Raw genomic sequence first — 15,926 nt, forward strand, 5'->3', positions numbered from 1 at the left:
CGTCACCTTCGAGCGCCCGAGCACCGCCAGCGCCGGCCCCAACACCGCGATGGCGCCGTGCGCGAACCTCAGCCGGTGGAAGAAGAACCCTCCCGCCGCGTACCTCGGGGACTCCTCCGTGCCGAAGTTCTCGTGCAGCCTCGACAGGTTCAGCTTCAGGAACGCGGGCGGCTCCCAGGGCCACATCACCCGGTGCTGGAAGAAGCCCAGCGCTGCCGCCAGCAGCCAGCCTCCCGCGGTGATGCCTCCCAGCAGCGCCCATGGCACCCCCAGCGTCCCGATGCACGCCACCGCCGCCGCCGCCACCGTGTCCAAGGCCTGCCCGTACCTCGCGCCCCGGGGCCACTTCGCCGCAGCTCCCGTCATCAGCGCCACCGCCGGAGACAGGAGCTGCCACAGGCACAGCGTAACGCTCGCCACCACGAAGGCCCGGACGTCCTTCTCCAGCCGCAGCCGCTTCGTCACCGCCAGAACCAGCGCGAGCGCCGTGGCCAGGATGGCGCCCGCCTGGAGCACCGCCTCCGCCAGCACCAGCCCCACCGCGTAGAGCCCCAACACCGCGGCCACCGCTGTCTGCCAGCGCCCTTCCCCAACCGTCTTGGAATCCATGCTCATTCGTTGTGCCCGGCCCTCGCGCGGCCCTCGGACCCTACCTCACCCCCGGGTCTCTCCACCGCTGGCCTTCCCCTCCTCACGGACAGGCCCCGGAATCCAGGGCGGAGTCCCCCCGCCCACCGCTTCGCCACGCTTGACGTTGGCGGCGCGGACGGGCACGCGTTAGTCAGGCCCCTGCTTCTCCAGGGTCCGAACCTCCCGCCATGCGCGCCACCCACCGACCGTTCACCACGCTTGCTCTCGCGCTGTCCCTGTTCGTGGCCGCGCTGGAGCTGACCGTCGTCTCCACCGCCATGCCCACGGTGGTCAGCGACCTGGGCGGCATCCAGAGCTACGCGTGGGTCTTCACCGCGTACATGCTGTCGTCCACCATCACCGTGCCCATCTACGGAAAGCTGGCGGACCTCTACGGCCGCAAGCCCATCATCCTCTTCGGCTCCGCGCTGTTCCTCGGCAGCTCCATCGCCTGTGGGCTCTCCACGTCGATGAACATGCTCATCGCCTTCCGCGTCCTCCAGGGCCTGGGCGCCGGGGCCATGCAGCCCATCGCCCTCACCATCATCGGCGACATCTACACGCTGGAGCAGCGCGCGAAGGTCCAGGGCGCGTTCAGCGCGGTGTGGGGCATCGCCGGCCTCGCGGGCCCGCTCACCGGCGGCCTCATCGTGAAGTACCTCACCTGGCACTGGGTCTTCTTCATCAACATCCCCATCGGCATCGCCTCCATGGTGTTGCTCGTCGTGTTCTTCCACGAGCAGATGGAACGCAAGGCGCGCGTCCAACTCGACTTCGCGGGCGCGGCGCTCCTGTGCGCGGGCGTGGTGGCCCTGCTGTTCGGCGTGCAGGGCACCGGCCGCACGCTGCTGGCCCTGCCCCTCGCCGCCGTGCTCCTCACCGCGTTCGTGTTCGCGGAGCTGCGCGCCGCCGAGCCCATCATCCCGATGAGCCTCTTCAAGATCCCCACCATCGCCATCTCGTCCCTGGCGGGCGCCCTCTTCACCGCCGCCCAGTTCGGTGCGACCACCTACGTGCCGCTGTACGTGCAGGGCGTCCTCGGCGGTTCGGCCACCATGGCGGGCGCGATGCTCACCCCGATGATCGTCGCCTGGCCGCTGGCGAGCGTCATTGGCGGCAGGCTGATGCTGCGCATCGGCTTCCGGCCGCTCATCATTGGAGGCCTGGGACTGGCCACGCTCGGCACCGTGCTCATGGCGCTCATGCTCAAGCCCGGGGCGTCGCTGCTCGTGCCGCGGATCGCCATGGGGGTGTTCGGCGTGGGCCTGGGCTTCTCCGCCATGGCCACGATGGTCGCGGTCCAGACGAGCGTGGGCTGGGAGCTGCGCGGCGTGGTCACCGCCGGCAGCATGTTCTTTCGCACCATCGGCGGGTCGCTCGGCGTGGGCGCGATGGGCGGCGTGATGGTGGCGCAGCTCATGAACGACCCCAGCATCCCGGTCAGCGCGGCCACCGAGCTGCTCGGCCCCGAACATGGACGCAGCCTGTCCCCCGCCGTCCTCGAGACGCTCGGGAGCGCGCTGAACCACGGCCTCAGCATCAACTTCTGGATCATGTGCGCGGCCATGGTCGCCGCGTTCGCCGTGGGCCTGTTCTTCCCCAAGATGAAGCAGGCCTCCACCCCACCGAACTCCGTGGACATCCCCGCCGCCCATTGAGCGAGGCCTGTCGCTGTCGGAAAACCGACGCGTCTGACTTTTCGCGTCAGGGGCATTGCGCGGCGCACAGCGGCTGGAGTCTGGTCCCTCCCACGATTCCACACGGAGGAAGACACGGATGGCCGGACCGCTGAGTGAAGCCGAGCTGGAGAAGATCGACGCCTACTGGCGCGCGGCGAACTACCTGTCCGTGGGGCAGATCTACCTGAAGGACAACCCGCTCCTGGAGCGGCCCCTCACGGTGGAGGACGTGAAGCCACGCCTGCTCGGGCACTTCGGCACCACGCCCGGCCTCAACTTCATCTACGTGCACCTGAACCGCATCATCCGGCAGCACCGGGCCAACATGATGTATGTGATTGGCCCCGGCCACGGCGCCCCTGGCATCATCGCCAACACGTACCTCGAAGGCTCCTACACGGAGCTGTACCCCAACATCGAGCGCAACCGCGACGGCATGAAGCGCCTGTTCCGCCAGTTCTCCTGGCCCTACGGCGTCCCCAGCCATGACGCCCCGGAGGTCCCCGGCTCCATCAGCGAGGGCGGCGAGCTGGGTTACTGCCTGCTGCACGCGTACGGCGCCGTCCTCGACAACCCGGACCTCATCGTCCCCTGCGTCGTCGGTGACGGCGAGGCGGAGACAGGCCCGCTCGCCGCGAGCTGGCACTCCAACAAGTTCATCAACCCCATCACCGACGGCGTCGTGCTGCCCATCCTGCACCTCAACGGGTACAAGATCGCCAACCCCACGGTGCTCGCGCGCATCGACCCCGACGAGCTGGAGGCCCTCTTCCGCGGCTACGGCTACACGCCCTACTTCCTGGAGGGCGATGACCCGAAGACGATGCACCAGCAGATGGCGGCGGTGCTCGACCAGCTCTACGCGGAGATCCTCCGCATCCAGCGCAACGCCCGGGAGAAGCAGGACGCCACCCGCCCCCGCTGGCCCATGCTCGTGCTGCGCACCCCGAAGGGGTGGACCGGCCCGCACGAGGTGGATGGCAAGCAGGTGGAAGGCACCTGGCGCTCCCACCAGGTGCCCCTGGAGGAGGTGCGCACCAACCCCGCGCACCTGAAGATCCTCGAAGCGTGGCTCCACAGCTACCGGCCCCGGGAGCTGTTCGACAGCCATGGCACCCTGCGCGAGGAGCTGGCGGAGGTCGCGCCCAAGGGGCGGCTGCGCATGGGCGTCAACGCCCACTCCAATGGCGGTCAGCTCCTCGTGCCGCTCGTGCTGCCGGGCTTCCGCGACTACGCGGTGGACCCTGGCCCCCCGGGCTCCAAGGAGGTCAGCGCCACGCGCGTGCTGGGCGGCTACCTGCGGGACGTGATGCGCCACAACCTGGGCACCCGCAACTTCCGCCTGTTCGCGCCCGACGAGAACGCCTCCAACCGGCTCCAGGACGTCTACGCGGTGAGCGGCAAGGCGTGGGACGCGCGGCTGGAGCCCACCGACGAGCACCTCTCCGCCGACGGGCGCGTGATGGAGGTCCTGAGCGAGCACCTCTGCCAGGGGTGGCTGGAGGGCTACCTGCTCACCGGACGCCATGGCCTCTTCTCCTGCTACGAGGCGTTCATCCACATCATCGATTCGATGTTCAACCAGCACGCCAAGTGGATCAAATCCGCGAAGGAGCTGCCCTGGCGCAAGCCCATCGCGTCGCTGAACTACCTGCTCAGCTCGCACGTGTGGCGTCAGGATCACAACGGGTTCTCCCACCAGGACCCGGGCTTCATCGACCACGTGGCCAACAAGAAGGCCGACACGGTGCGCATCTACCTGCCGCCGGACGCGAACACGCTGCTGTCCGTGGCGGACCACTGCCTGCGCTCGCGCGACTACGTGAACCTCATCATCGCCGGCAAGCAGCTGTCCCCCGTGTGGCTGGACATGGAGAGCGCCGTCCGCCACTGCTCCACGGGCATCGGCACCTGGGACTGGGCCGGCAACGACGACGGCGACCCGGACGTGGTGATGGCCTGCGCGGGCGACGTGCCCACCCTGGAGACGCTGGCGGCGGTGACGGTGCTGCGCCAGTGGGCCCCGGAGCTGAAGGTGCGCGTCGTCAACGTGGTGGATGTCTTCACGCTGGCCCCGGTGAGCGTCCACCCGCATGGCCTGAACGACGAGGACTTCAACCGCATGTTCACCCGGGACAAGCCCGTGGTGTTCGCGTTCCATGGCTACCCGACGCTCGTGCACAAGCTCACCTACAACCGGGCCAACCACGGCAACATCCACGTGCACGGGTTCAAGGAGGAGGGCACCACCACCACGCCCTTCGACATGACCGTGCTCAACGACATGGACCGCTACACGCTGGCGCTGGCGGCCATCCGGCACGCGTCCGCCGCGCGCCACCGGCTGGCAGACGCGGAGCAGCGCTTCTCCGAGGTGCGTCAGCAGCACAAGCTCTACGTGTCGGAGCACGGCGAGGACATGCCCGAGGTGCGCGACTGGAAGTGGACCGCGCGATGAGTGATGCCGGCACCGTGCTGGTCATCAACAGCGGCTCGTCGTCGCTGAAGTTCGGGCTCTACGCCGAGCACGCAGGCCAGGAGACCGTGCGGTTCAAGGGCAGCGCGACCCACATCGGCGCGGAGCACGGTCGGCTCGTGCTGAAGGACGGTGAGGGCCGGCAGGTGCGCGCGGTGGACGTGCGCCACCCGTCGCAGGAGGACGCCTTCGGTGAGGCCCTGCGGCACCTGGAGGAAGCGGGCGCAAAGCCGCCCCGGGCCATCGGACACCGGGTGGTGCACGGAGGGCCAAGGCTTCGGCAGCATCAGGCCCTGACGCCGGAGGTGGTGAAGACGCTGGAGGACGCGACGCACTTCGCGCCGCTGCACATCCCCCCGGCGCTCACGCTCATCCGCGCTGCGGCGCGGCGCTTCCCGGGCGTGCCCCAGTTCGCCTGCTTCGACACGGCGTTCCACACCACCCTGCCCCCCGTCGCTTCGACGCTGCCCCTGCCCCTGTCGGTGCGGGAGCAGGGCGTGCAGCGCTACGGCTTCCATGGCCTGTCCTACGAATCCATCGTCGCGAGGCTTGGGCCGGGCATCCCCGCTCGCACGGTGGTGGCGCACCTGGGCAGCGGCGCGAGCCTCGTGGCGCTCGACCAGGGCCGTTCTGTCGATACGTCGATGGGCTTCACGCCCACGGGCGGCATTCCCATGGGGACCCGCACGGGAGACCTGGACCCTGGCGTGCTGCTGTACCTGCTCCGCGTCGGCGGGATGGACGCGGCGGCGCTTGAGGCGGTGGTGAACCACGACGCCGGGCTCCGGGGGCTGTCGGAGGGCACCAGCGACATGCAGGCCCTCACACGGGATGCGGCGGCGGGCCACGCGGCGGCGGCGCTGGCGGTGGACGTCTTCACGCGCGGCATCGCCAAGACGGTGGGCGCGTACGCGGCGGTGCTCGGAGGGCTGGACCTGCTCGTGTTCACGGGCGGCATCGGGGAGAACAGCGCGATGGTGCGCCAGCGCGCGTGCTCGACGCTCGGCCACCTGGGCATCACGCTCGATGCGCACCGGAACGACTCGGGCGCGGAGGTCATCTCGGCGGAAGGAGCCCGGTGCCAGGTGCGGGTGCTGCCCAGCGACGAGGAGGGACAGCTCGCCCGGCATACCCGCCGACTGCTGCGCGGCTGAGGGGCTCAGGCGAGCCCGCCCTGTCACCGCACGGGCATGGACGCCGGTTGCTGCGTGCCTGAGCGTCCCTGCGAGCCTGCCCTGCCCCGTCACCGCACGGGCTGACTCGCGCGCGGGGCTCCTCCTACTCCCTACTCCGCCGCGCTCCGCTTGCGCGGCAGGTGGAGCAGCCCCTCGCGGCGCAGCCACAGTGCCGCCGCCACCAGAGTGAGCAGCGTCGTGGGCATCCACGCAGCCACCGCGGGCGCCAGGCGTTCGGTGAGCACCAGCGTGCGCGACACCACCATCAGGCCCCACATCGCCACGGCGATGAGCAGGCCCTCCACCACGGCCGCTGTCAGGTGTCCTCGCCGGTTCGTGCGCAGCGCGAGCCCCACCGCGAGCAACGCAGCGGGCAGCCCCGCCAGCGGGTACGCGAACCGGTTGTGCCACGCGAGCTGGAAGGCCCGCGTCGCGAGGCCCACCTCCGCGCGCGCGCCAATCTGCTCCCGCAGGTCCCCCAGGCGCATCTGCTCCGGCCGGCCGGGGCGGATGCGGAAGGTCGTCGCGCCCACGCCCAGCTCGTACTCGGCGCTCGCCTGCTGCTGCACCGTCGTGCGCCCGTCCTCCGTGAAGGTGCGCTCCACCACATCCGTCAGCTCCCAGCGCGTGTCCTGCACGGAGCGCATGCGCACCGCGTCTACGCGACGGCGCAGCTTGAACTCCGGCGTCAGCGTGAAGATGGAGACGTTCTCGAAACCCTCCTGCGGGTTGCCGCCTCGCAGGAAGAAGATGGTGTCGCCCCGGCGGAACCACTGCTTCGGCGTGTAGTACAGGCGCCAGTCGCCCCAGCGGTTGAAGCGCTGGGTGGTGATCTCATCCACGCGCCGGCCCGCCCTCGCGGCCACCGTCTCGTCGAACAGCACCAGCCCCAGGCACGCCACCAGCGCGCACAGTCCCACCGGCAGGTAGAGCGCCGCCGGCCCGAAGGTGAGCGCCCGCAGCGCCGTCACCTCGCCCTTCTTGCGCAGCGCCGACACCGTGGTGCCCGCGGCCAGCAGCAGCGCAGCCGGCCCCAGCTGCTGCACCGTCACCAGCGCCTTGTAGCCGTAGAGCTTGAGCACATCCAACACCCAGCCCTCGCCCCCGTAGGCCTTCGCGCGGTCCACGAAGTCCACCACCAGGAACACGGCCACCACGCCCGCGAGGATGCCCAGCGTGTAGCGCACGTAGGCGCGCACCACGTAGCCGAACAGCGTGGCCCTCATCGCACCGTTCCCGAGCGCGTCACCCGGTACAGCGCCACCGCGCCCACCAGCATGAACAGCACGTTGGCGAGCTGCCCCGCCACGAGCACCGGGAGCTGGCCCTTCTGCCCCATCTGCTCGAACGCGCGGCTCAGCAGGTAGTACAGGACGTAGCCGCCCAGCGTCAGGAGGTAGCCCCACGCCCGGCCCGCCTGCCTGCGGCCGATGGCCAGCGGCGTGGCCAGCAGCGCGAACGCCACCGGGGCCACCGCGTTGCCCAGCCGGCTGTGCAACGCCATCAGGAACGGCCGCGGATCATCCCGGCGCTCCTCCGCGTCCTTCGCCGCCGCCAGCAACTCCGCCGGCGTCAGCTCCTCCTTGGGTGAGCGGAACCGGTTGCGCCGCGACAGCGACCCGCCCAGCCCCACGTTGATCTCCGCCTTCTGGAAGGAGACGACGCTCGCGTCCGCGGCGGAGCGGTTGGCGCGGTGCACCTCGCCCTCCATCAATTCGATGGTCAACGCCTCGCCCCGCGCGGACGTGCCCACCCGGCCCTTGTGCGCCACCACCAGCAGCGGCGAGTTGGGGTCGCGGTCGTCGTGCAAGAGCACGTTCGTCCACCCTCCTGCCTTGGGCGCCACCCGCTGCGCGTACAGCGTCAGGTCGCTCAGGTCCTCGTAGAAGACGCCGGACTTCACGTCGCCCGCGACGTTCTTCTGGATGACCTCGCCCACCAGCTCCTTCACGCCGGTGAGGCCCCAGGGCTCCACCGTGGACGTGAGCAGCACCATGAACGCGCTCAGCGCCAGCCCCACGCCCAGCGGCGCCGCCAGGAGCTGGAGCGGGCTGATGCCCAGGGCCTGCAGCGACGTCAGCTCCCGGTCCTCGCCCAGCCGCCCCAGGCCCAGCAGGATGGCCAGCAGGAACGCGATGGGCAGCGCCATCACCAGGAAGTGCGGCGCCAGGTACGCGATGAGCCGGCTCAGGTCCCCGAGCGTGACCGCCGAACCCAGCAGCACGTCCGTGCCCCGCAGGAACTGCATCACGAACAGCAGCAGGAACATGAACGCCACCCACACGAAGAGGGGGACGAGCAGCTCCCGCAGCAGGTAGCGCGCCAGCAGCGTCACGGCCGCGTCCGAAGCCCCCGCGCGCCGATGTCCCGGCGGAAGTGCTTGCCTTCGAAGCGCACCAGGTCCGCCGACGCCAGGGCCCGCTCGCGCGCCTTCCCGAGGTCATCCGCCCGCGCGCACACCGTCAGCACGCGGCCGCCCGCCGTCACCAGCGCGCCCTCCTGCTTCACCACGCCCGCCAGGAACACGGGGGCGTTGAACGGCACCGCCTCCAGGCCCTCGATGCGCTGGCCCTTCTTCGGCGCCTCCGGGTAGCCCTCCGCCGCCAGCACCACGCCCACCGACGCGCCGGGGTGCTGCGCCAGCGTCCGGGGCTCGAGCGTGCCCGTCGCGCACGCGTGCAGGAGCGGCAGCAGGTCCTCATCCAGCTGCATCATCAGGACCTGCGCCTCCGGGTCCCCGAAGCGCGCGTTGAACTCCAGCACCTTCGGGCCTGCGGCCGTGAGCATCAGCCCCGCGTACAGCACCCCGCGCAGCGGCGTGCCGCGCTTGCGCAGCACGGCCAGCGTCGGCGCGATGACCTGCTCGCCCACGCGCACCAGCGCTTCGTCGGTGAGGAACGGCGCCGGGCAGTACGCGCCCATGCCGCCGGTGTTGGGGCCGGTGTCGCCCTCGCCCACGCGCTTGTGGTCCTGCGACAGCGGCAGGAGCACGTAGCGCTCGCCGTCGCACAGGGCCATCAGCGACACCTCTTCACCCTCCAGCAGCTCCTCCAGCACCATCCGCTGGCCCGCCTGCCCCAGCGCGGCCACCGCGCGCACCGCGTCGCGCGCGGCCTGGGCGTCCGGCGCGACGATGACGCCCTTGCCCGCCGCCAGCCCGTCCGCCTTCACCACGATGCGGCCCTGCTGGACGGCGTACGCCTCCGCCTCCGCCGCGTCGGTGAAGACGCGGAAGGCCGCGGTGGGCACGCCCGCCTCCGCCATGATCTCCTTGGCGAAGGCCTTGGAGCCTTCAATCCGCGCGGCCGCGGCCACGGGGCCGAAGCACGGGATGTCCACCTGCGCCAGCGCGTCCGCGACGCCCGCGACGAGCGGCGCCTCCGGACCCACCACCACCAGGTCCACGCCCTCGCGGCGCGCCAGCGACACCACCGCCTCCGGCGAGTCCGCCTGCAAGGGCACGTTGGTGCCACAGCGCGCCGTGCCCGGGTTGCCCGGGCCGCAGATCAGCCGGGAGAGACGGGGACTCTGGGCCAGCTTCCATGCGAGCGCGTGCTCGCGGCCGCCCGACCCCAGCAACAGGACCTTCACGTCAACCTCGCTCGTCCAGCGTGAAGAGCAGCTTCTTGGCGGGGAAGCAGGAGGGGTCCAGCCCCACCACCTTCTCCAGCATCTCGCGCGCGGCCTGCGGCTGCGCACCGATCTCCAGCTCCGCCAGCTTCGTCTGCGCCGACAGCATCGTCGGCGCCACTTCCAGCACGGAGCGCACCGTGCGCTTCGCCCGCTCCACGTCCCCGGCCGCCGCCTGCGCGAGCCCCAGCGACAGGCGCGCCACCGGCAGGCTGCGCTCCAGGGCCACCGCCTTCTCCGCCAGCTCCAGCGCCTGCGCGGACTGCCCAGGCTTCGCGTCCAGCGCGAGGAGCGCGCGGTAGGCCTGCGCGGCGCCGTTGTTCGTGCCCGTCTCCACCACCGAGCGCAGCAGGCGTTCCGCGCCCTGCCGGTCCCCCTGGTGGAAGCGCACGAGCCCCTCGTACAGCAGGGGCTGCACGTCATCCGGACGTCCGCCCAGCTCCTGCACCACGTTCTCCACCCCGGCCAGCGTGTCGCCGGGCCGCAGCCAGAAGCGCGTCAGCGCGGGCCTCGGGGCCGAGTGCAGCGGGTCGAAGATGCGCGCCTCCAGCACGGGGTAGAACAGGCGGAAGGACTCCTCGCGCTTCTTCGCGGTGGCCGCCGCCACCCCCGCGAGCAGCTGCGCATCCACGCGGCGCGGATCGGCCTTCACCGCGGCGAGGAAGCGCTCCTGCGCTCCCGCCGGATTCTGCTCCAGGAGCAGCACCCGGCCCTCCAGCACCCCCTCCAGCGCGGGGTCCTCCAGCCGTCCCTGGAAGCCCTTCAGGTGCTCGCGCGCCTTCGGTGCGTCCTTGCCCGCCAGCGCCACCAGGAACCACTGCAGGTGGGCCTCCGGCAGCGCCGGCACGACCTTCAGGGCCTCGGCCGCGGCCTTCACCGCGTTGTCGGCGTTGCCCGCGGTGCGCTCCGCCGCGGCCAGGTGGACCCAGATCTCCGACGCGTCGCGCGGGCCGTAGCGGGACACGCCCTTCGCCAGGGCGCGCAGCTCCCGCACCGCTTCGCGCGCATTGCCTTCCGCCTGGTAGCGCAGGACGGCCAGCGCGAGCGTGCTGCGCATGTCCCCCGCCTTGCCCTTCGCCTTCGCGCGGTCCTCGTACAGCTTGCGCGCGCGGCCCGTCTCGCCCACCTCCACGTAGATGCGGGCGGAGGCCTCCAGGCTGTCCCAGTCCTGCGGATCCAGCTCCAGCCGGCGGGCCAGCAGCTTGAGCGCGAGGCCGTACTGGCCGGCCTCCTCGTGGGCGAGCGCGCTGTAGAAGTCCACGCGCTTGAGCTTGGGCGCGAGCCTGCGGGCCTCGTCGAAGTCCTTGTTCGCGAGCTCGCGCGACGTGGCCACCTTGGCGCGGCCCAGCACCAGGTAGGCCTCCGCCTTCTGCGCGTCGGTGGCCTCCGGGTGACTCCGGGCCGAGTCCGCCAGCCGGCTCGCCTCTTCCAGGTTGCCGGACTGACGCGCGCGGGACAGCAGCAGGTTCGCGTGCGCGACGAGCAAGCCGGGCTTCATGCCCGCGGTGGACTCGGCGGCCTGGATGAGCCCGCGCGCCTCCTGGAAGGAGTGGTCGTCCATGCCGGGACCGCGCCCGAGCGCCAGCGCCTGCACGTAGCCGGCGATGGCGTCGGTGCTGCGAGGGTCCAGGATCAACGCCTGCTGGAAGGACTCCTCCGCCTCCGCGTACGCGACGCGCTGGTCCTTCGCGAGCTGCTGCTGGCCTTCCGCGAGGTGCTCCGCGCTGGTGCCGGACAGCTCCAGGAACTGGAGCCGCCACCCATCCACCGCCTCCAGCACCTGCGGCGACACGGGCGCGGGCCCCTGCGAACGGGAGGCCTGGAGCGCCGCCTCCTGCCGGGGCTTGTAGACCAGGAAGTAGCCGGCCGCGGCGCCGCCCCCGAGCAGCACCAGCACCAGCAGGCCCACGGCCAGCGACCGGACGCCTCCGCCCGAGCCTCCGCGATGGGCGGTGCGGACCGGCGCGGCCGTCACGTGCGAGGTGCGCGCGGGCTTCACCGAGCTGATGCGCGAGTCCGTCGCCAGCGCGGTGGCTCCCGCGAGCCGGGGCTCGTTGCCCGACGCCTGCGCGCCCCCCATCAGGTCCAGGTCTCCTCCGGACGACGCGGCGGACGGGTCCAGGTTGCTGAGCATCGGCAGCTCCAGGTCCCCTTCGCCCCTCGCGGCCCTTCCCATTCCGGAAGGCGCCGGGGCCGGAGCCTGGGGCTCCACCACCACCGAGGCATCGCGCGGGTCCGCGGGGTTCCGCGCCCGGCACTCGTCGCAGACGCCCAGCGCCTGGTCGAAGGCATCCGTCAGGGCCTTGCCGCAGGAGCGGCAGTTCGCATGGGCCTCGGTCTGCGCGGGCGGTGCGGCCTGCTGCGCCGGGGCACGCGCGGACATGCGGCCCAGCGACACGCCACCGGAGGCGGTCGCGGCGGAGGGCCGCGCTGGCGCCGGAGGGGAGGCCCCATCCGAGCCCAGACTGCTGGGAGCCGGCCCCAGGAAGTCGAGCAGCGGGTCCGCCGCGGGCTCGGGCGCGGCGGGCTTCGGCGGCGCGGGCTTCGCGACCGGCTCGGCGCGCGCGGGCGCGGCGGCGCGGGGCTCGGGAGGGCCCGGGTCCGCGAAGGGATCCACGCTTCCAGGTGGCCCCAGCTCCGGCATCGAACCGAAGTCCCCGAAGAGGTCCGACGCCGGGGCCGCCTTCGCCGGGCTCCGGGCCGCGGGAGCCTCCGCGGGCTTCGCGGCGGCGGGAGCACTCCGGGGCGCCGTCGCGGCGGCCGGGTTGCTCCTCGGCTCCCGCGCGAGCGGCTGTGCAGCAGCAGCCGGGTTGCTCCTTGGCTCCCGTGCGAGCGGCTGCGCTGGAGCGGCCGGGTTGCTCCTCGGCTCCCGCGCGAGCGGCTGCGCGGGGGCGGCCGGGTTGCTCTTCGGCTCGGGGCCCGGCACGGGCGGAGCGGCGCCCTCGCCAGGAGTGGCCGTCACGGACGCGGCGGACGCCTCCCGCTTCACGAGCTGGAGGTGACGGCAGCGGGGACACTGCGCGCGGACGCCCTTGGCCGAGATCAACCGATCGTCGATCGCGTAGGCCGCCGCGCATTTCTGACAGACGATGCGCATGAAGTTAGTGCCGGAAGTGTCGCACTCCCGTCACCACCATGGCCATCCCATGTTCGTCGGCGGCGGCAATCACCTCCGGATCCCGCACGGAACCGCCCGGCTGGATGACCGCCGTGGCCCCTGCCCGGGCCGCCTCGTCCAGCCCGTCCCGGAACGGGAAGAAGGCGTCCGAGGCCACCGCGCTGCCCTTCAGGGCCTCGCCGCCACGCGTCATCGCGATGCGCACCGAGTCCACCCGGTTCGTCTGGCCGCCGCCCTGGGCGAGCAGCTGGTGCCCGGCCGCGAACACGATGGCGTTGCTCTTGACGTGCTTGCACACCTTCCAGGCGAAGCGCAGCGCCCGCTCCTCCTCCGGGGTGGGCGCGCGCTTGGAGACCACCTTCCACTCCAGGGGCGGCTCCACCGCGTCGCGGTCCATCAGCAGCATGCCGCCCGACACGCTCCGGGCATCCACCTGGGGACGCGGCCGCGCCGTGGGGGACGCCAGCTCCGGGCCCGCCTCCAGCAGGCGCAGGTTCTTCTTGCCCGCGAGCACCTGGAGCGCTGCGGCCGAGTACGACGGCGCAATCACGGCCTCCAGGAACGTCTCCGCCATGGCCTTCGCGACGGCCTCGTCCACCTCGCGGTTGAAGGCGACGATGCCCCCGAAGGCGGACACCTCATCCACCGCCCGGGCGGTGCGGTAGGCCTTCTCCAGCACGTCGTCCACCGCCACGCCGCACGGGGTGTTGTGCTTGATGACCACCGCGCAGGGCTTCTCCGGGAACTCCAGGACGAGCCCCAGGGCCGCGTCCAGGTCCAGGATGTTGTTGTACGAGAGCTCCTTGCCCTGGAGCACCTTCGCGAACGCCACCGACGGCTCCTTCGGCGTCTGGAACTCGCGGTAGAAGGCGCCGCGCTGGTGCGGGTTCTCCCCGTAGCGCAGCCCCTGCACCTTCTGGAACGCGAGCGACAGCTCCTGCGGGAACGGCTCCTGCGCCTCGCCCGACAGCCACCCGGAGATGGACGCGTCGTAGGCGGCCGTGTGCGCGAACGCCTTGCGCATCAGCCGGCGCCGCGTCTCCTCGCCCACCGCCTTGTGGCCCTCGATTTCGGCGAGCACCGCCGGGTAGTCGTCCGGGTCCACCACCACGGCCACGTGCTTGAAGTTCTTCGCCGACGCGCGGACCATCGCCGGCCCGCCGATGTCGATGTTCTCGATGACGTCGTCCTCGCCCGCGCCCGACGCCACCGTCTTGCGGAACGGGTAGAGGTTCACGACCACCAGCGAGATGGGCTCGATGCGGTTGGCCGCCATCTCCGCCCTGTCTGTCTCCAGGTCGGGACGGCCGAGGATGCCGCCGTGGATGCGGGGGTGGAGCGTCTTCACGCGGCCGCCGAGGATTTCAGGGCTCTGCGTGTGCTCGGACACCTGGGTGGCGGGGATGCTGGCGGCCTTGAGGGCCTCCAGGGTGCCGCCGGTGGAGAGCAGTCGGTAGCCCAGCCGGACCAGGCCTTGGGCAAAGGGGACCAGACCGCGCTTGTCGGAAACGCTCAGGAGAGCCAGCACGTGTGCGCCTCGGGGTGCGGGGGGTGGCGCGGGTCCTAGCAACCACCCCCTGGGGTGTCAACGCAACACGTCACCCCAGCGACGACACGACACACGGGCCCGACCTCAGGGCTTGCGAGCGGACACAGGCGGCTCTTCGTCGACGGCTTCACGCAGCTTCATCAGGCCGCGCGTCTCCACCTGACGGATGCGCTCGCGGGTGAGGTTCATGATCTCCCCCACCTCTTCGAGCGTGATGCCACCCTTCTCCGCCACGTCCAGGGCGCAGGTGTGCTCCAGCTCGGTGATTTCCTTGTCCGGGAAGTTCAGCTTGATGGAGCCCGTCTCCGGGTTCACGTCCAGGTACAGGTTGTGCTTGCAGGACACGAACAGGCACGGACGGGGCCCGTTGATGCAGTCGGCGCGGGTGCGGGGCCGCTGCTCGTCCACGAGCTTGAGCGTCTCCGCCTCCTCCGGGTCCAGCTGGCCGGCGAGCCTGCGACGGCGCAGGTCACGGGCCATCTCCTTGCGAGACATGGTCTTGGAGCGCCGGCGTTCCGCGGGCAGCTCCTCCTCGACCCCTCCCCCCTCGCCCTCCTGCAGCTGCTTCACTTCCGACATGATTCCTCCAGATGTGTGGAGTCTATCCGGTTCAACAGGACCCTGGGGGGCATCCTATTGCGGCCGGAGCATTTCGTCTTCGCGCGCCGTGACGGCGCTGCCCAACCGGGCGACATCGCGGACCAGATCCTGCGCCCGTTGCCTCAGCGTTGCCAACTGGGCTTCGAGTGACTTCCTACGTTCTCCTCCCAGCGGCCGTCCTCCCAGCTCCTCCTGGAACCCGTCCAGTACTTCTGACAGGTCCCGCTGGAGCTGGTCGATGTGGTTGCGGTGGAACACGAAGGAGCGGCGGATGTCCTCCAGGGTGTGTCCTTCAGCCATCATCTTCTTGATGACGTTGATGCGCCGCACCGCTTCCACCGGGTAGAGGCCCAGGCTGCCCTGGTGCTTGCCCTTGCGGCCCACGCGGCGGCTGCGCGGCAGGAGCCCCGCCTGGACGTACTTCCGGAACGTCGCCTCCGAGAGCCTCACGCCCCGCGGCCGGAAGATCTCCAGGATCGCGTTCGCGGGCAGTCCCCCCGCGTTCTCACGCTCGATGCGCTCAAGCTCGTCGGGCGCAAGCAGGTCCATGGATTCCATTGAATATAAGCTACTGAATGGACTGCATAGGTGCCAGATTCACGCGTCATCCGTCAAGGAGGACGAGCAGGCAGGCGTGCGGACGTCACCCGTTCAACGCTCCGAAGGCGGGGCGCCGGGGACGAACACGCGGCGGTGGTAGGACGGTCCGGAACGAAGGACGGCCGGCCGCCTCGACCCCCGCCAGGCAGGCGGAAGGGAGGCGACCTGCGGAAGCGTCCCGGCGGTCAGCGGGACTTCGGGGCGCGGAAGTCCTGCGTCACCGTGCCGTTGGCGGGGACGACGACGGTGTACGTCCGCGAGCCCGCCGGGTGCTGGAACTGCAGCGTGTAGGTGCCGGGGGCGACCTTGAAGGACGTGCGGCCCTGCACGTCCCCCAGCCGCTTCGCGCCCAGGAAGACCGTGGCGTACGGGATGGCGCTGACCTGGAGCGTGCCCACGGCCTTCGCCGCGTCCTCGACGGGAGGGGCCGGGGGCGCGTTCGCCGAGGGAGGCGGCGTCACCGGGGCGG

At 71.4% G+C, this 15,926-nt stretch carries 10 protein-coding genes and 2 pseudogenes; 3 read left to right on the top strand and 9 right to left on the bottom strand.

Going from position 1 to position 15,926, the window contains the following annotated elements; genetic code table 11:
• Positions 1-609 (bottom strand): annotated as a pseudogene (locus D7X12_RS28455) (O-antigen ligase domain-containing protein); the annotation flags it as partial.
• Between the two features lie 209 nt (positions 610-818).
• Between D7X12_RS28455 and D7X12_RS28460 the strand changes: the two are divergent.
• The 3 genes from D7X12_RS28460 to D7X12_RS28470 are packed head-to-tail and all read left to right on the top strand — an operon-like array spanning position 819 to position 5,939.
• Complete coding sequence (locus D7X12_RS28460; RefSeq protein WP_120628408.1) at positions 819-2,288, top strand: MDR family MFS transporter; 1,470 nt, start codon at positions 819-821, stop codon at positions 2,286-2,288.
• A gap of 55 nt (positions 2,289-2,343) precedes the next feature.
• Positions 2,344-4,767, top strand: coding sequence for a phosphoketolase family protein (locus D7X12_RS28465; protein ID WP_279637246.1), 2,424 nt, complete (start codon positions 2,344-2,346; stop codon positions 4,765-4,767).
• Complete coding sequence (locus tag D7X12_RS28470; protein ID WP_120628410.1) at positions 4,764-5,939, top strand: acetate/propionate family kinase; 1,176 nt, start codon at positions 4,764-4,766, stop codon at positions 5,937-5,939. The genes D7X12_RS28465 and D7X12_RS28470 overlap by 4 nt, the downstream gene beginning before the upstream one ends.
• 131 nt (positions 5,940-6,070) lie before the next feature.
• Here D7X12_RS28470 and D7X12_RS28475 read toward each other — a convergent pair whose 3' ends face one another.
• From D7X12_RS28475 to D7X12_RS43055, 8 genes and pseudogenes are all read right to left on the bottom strand, one after another.
• A complete protein-coding gene (locus tag D7X12_RS28475) occupies positions 6,071-7,186 on the bottom strand; it encodes an LptF/LptG family permease (protein WP_120628411.1) in 1,116 nt (371 codons plus the stop codon).
• Entirely contained in the window at positions 7,183-8,295 is a 1,113-nt protein-coding gene (locus D7X12_RS28480; RefSeq protein ID WP_120628412.1) for an LptF/LptG family permease, read from the bottom strand. The genes D7X12_RS28475 and D7X12_RS28480 overlap by 4 nt, the downstream gene beginning before the upstream one ends.
• Positions 8,292-9,551, bottom strand: coding sequence for a phosphoribosylamine--glycine ligase (gene purD / locus D7X12_RS28485; RefSeq protein ID WP_120628413.1), 1,260 nt, complete (start codon positions 9,549-9,551; stop codon positions 8,292-8,294). The genes D7X12_RS28480 and purD overlap by 4 nt, the downstream gene beginning before the upstream one ends.
• A gap of 1 nt (position 9,552) precedes the next feature.
• Positions 9,553-12,687 carry a zinc-ribbon domain-containing protein gene (locus D7X12_RS28490; protein WP_120628414.1) on the bottom strand — a complete coding sequence of 1,045 codons (3,135 nt, stop codon included), beginning with the start codon at positions 12,685-12,687 and terminating at the stop codon, positions 9,553-9,555.
• Positions 12,688-12,691: 4 nt separating this feature from the next.
• Complete coding sequence (gene purH / locus D7X12_RS28495; protein WP_120628415.1) at positions 12,692-14,236, bottom strand: bifunctional phosphoribosylaminoimidazolecarboxamide formyltransferase/IMP cyclohydrolase; 1,545 nt, start codon at positions 14,234-14,236, stop codon at positions 12,692-12,694.
• Between the two features lie 105 nt (positions 14,237-14,341).
• Entirely contained in the window at positions 14,342-14,836 is a 495-nt protein-coding gene (locus D7X12_RS28500) for a sigma factor-like helix-turn-helix DNA-binding protein (RefSeq protein WP_120613286.1), read from the bottom strand.
• A 54-nt stretch (positions 14,837-14,890) separates the two neighbouring features.
• Positions 14,891-15,415, bottom strand: coding sequence for a MerR family transcriptional regulator (locus tag D7X12_RS28505; RefSeq protein ID WP_120628416.1), 525 nt, complete (start codon positions 15,413-15,415; stop codon positions 14,891-14,893).
• 227 nt (positions 15,416-15,642) lie between these two features.
• Positions 15,643-15,926, bottom strand: a pseudogene (locus tag D7X12_RS43055) (serine/threonine protein kinase); the annotation flags it as partial.

The organism is Corallococcus sicarius, from assembly GCF_003611735.1.
Lineage (GTDB): Bacteria > Myxococcota > Myxococcia > Myxococcales > Myxococcaceae > Corallococcus > Corallococcus sicarius.

Coding starts and splice junctions, on each gene's coding strand:
- D7X12_RS28460 (WP_120628408.1), top strand. CDS start 819: ATGCGCGCCACCCACCGACCGTTCACCACGCTTGCTCTCGCGCTGTCC.
- D7X12_RS28470 (WP_120628410.1), top strand. CDS start 4,764: ATGAGTGATGCCGGCACCGTGCTGGTCATCAACAGCGGCTCGTCGTCG.
- D7X12_RS28475 (WP_120628411.1), bottom strand. CDS start 7,186: ATGAGGGCCACGCTGTTCGGCTACGTGGTGCGCGCCTACGTGCGCTAC.
- D7X12_RS28490 (WP_120628414.1), bottom strand. CDS start 12,687: ATGCGCATCGTCTGTCAGAAATGCGCGGCGGCCTACGCGATCGACGAT.
- D7X12_RS28500 (WP_120613286.1), bottom strand. CDS start 14,836: ATGTCGGAAGTGAAGCAGCTGCAGGAGGGCGAGGGGGGAGGGGTCGAG.
- D7X12_RS28505 (WP_120628416.1), bottom strand. CDS start 15,415: ATGGAATCCATGGACCTGCTTGCGCCCGACGAGCTTGAGCGCATCGAG.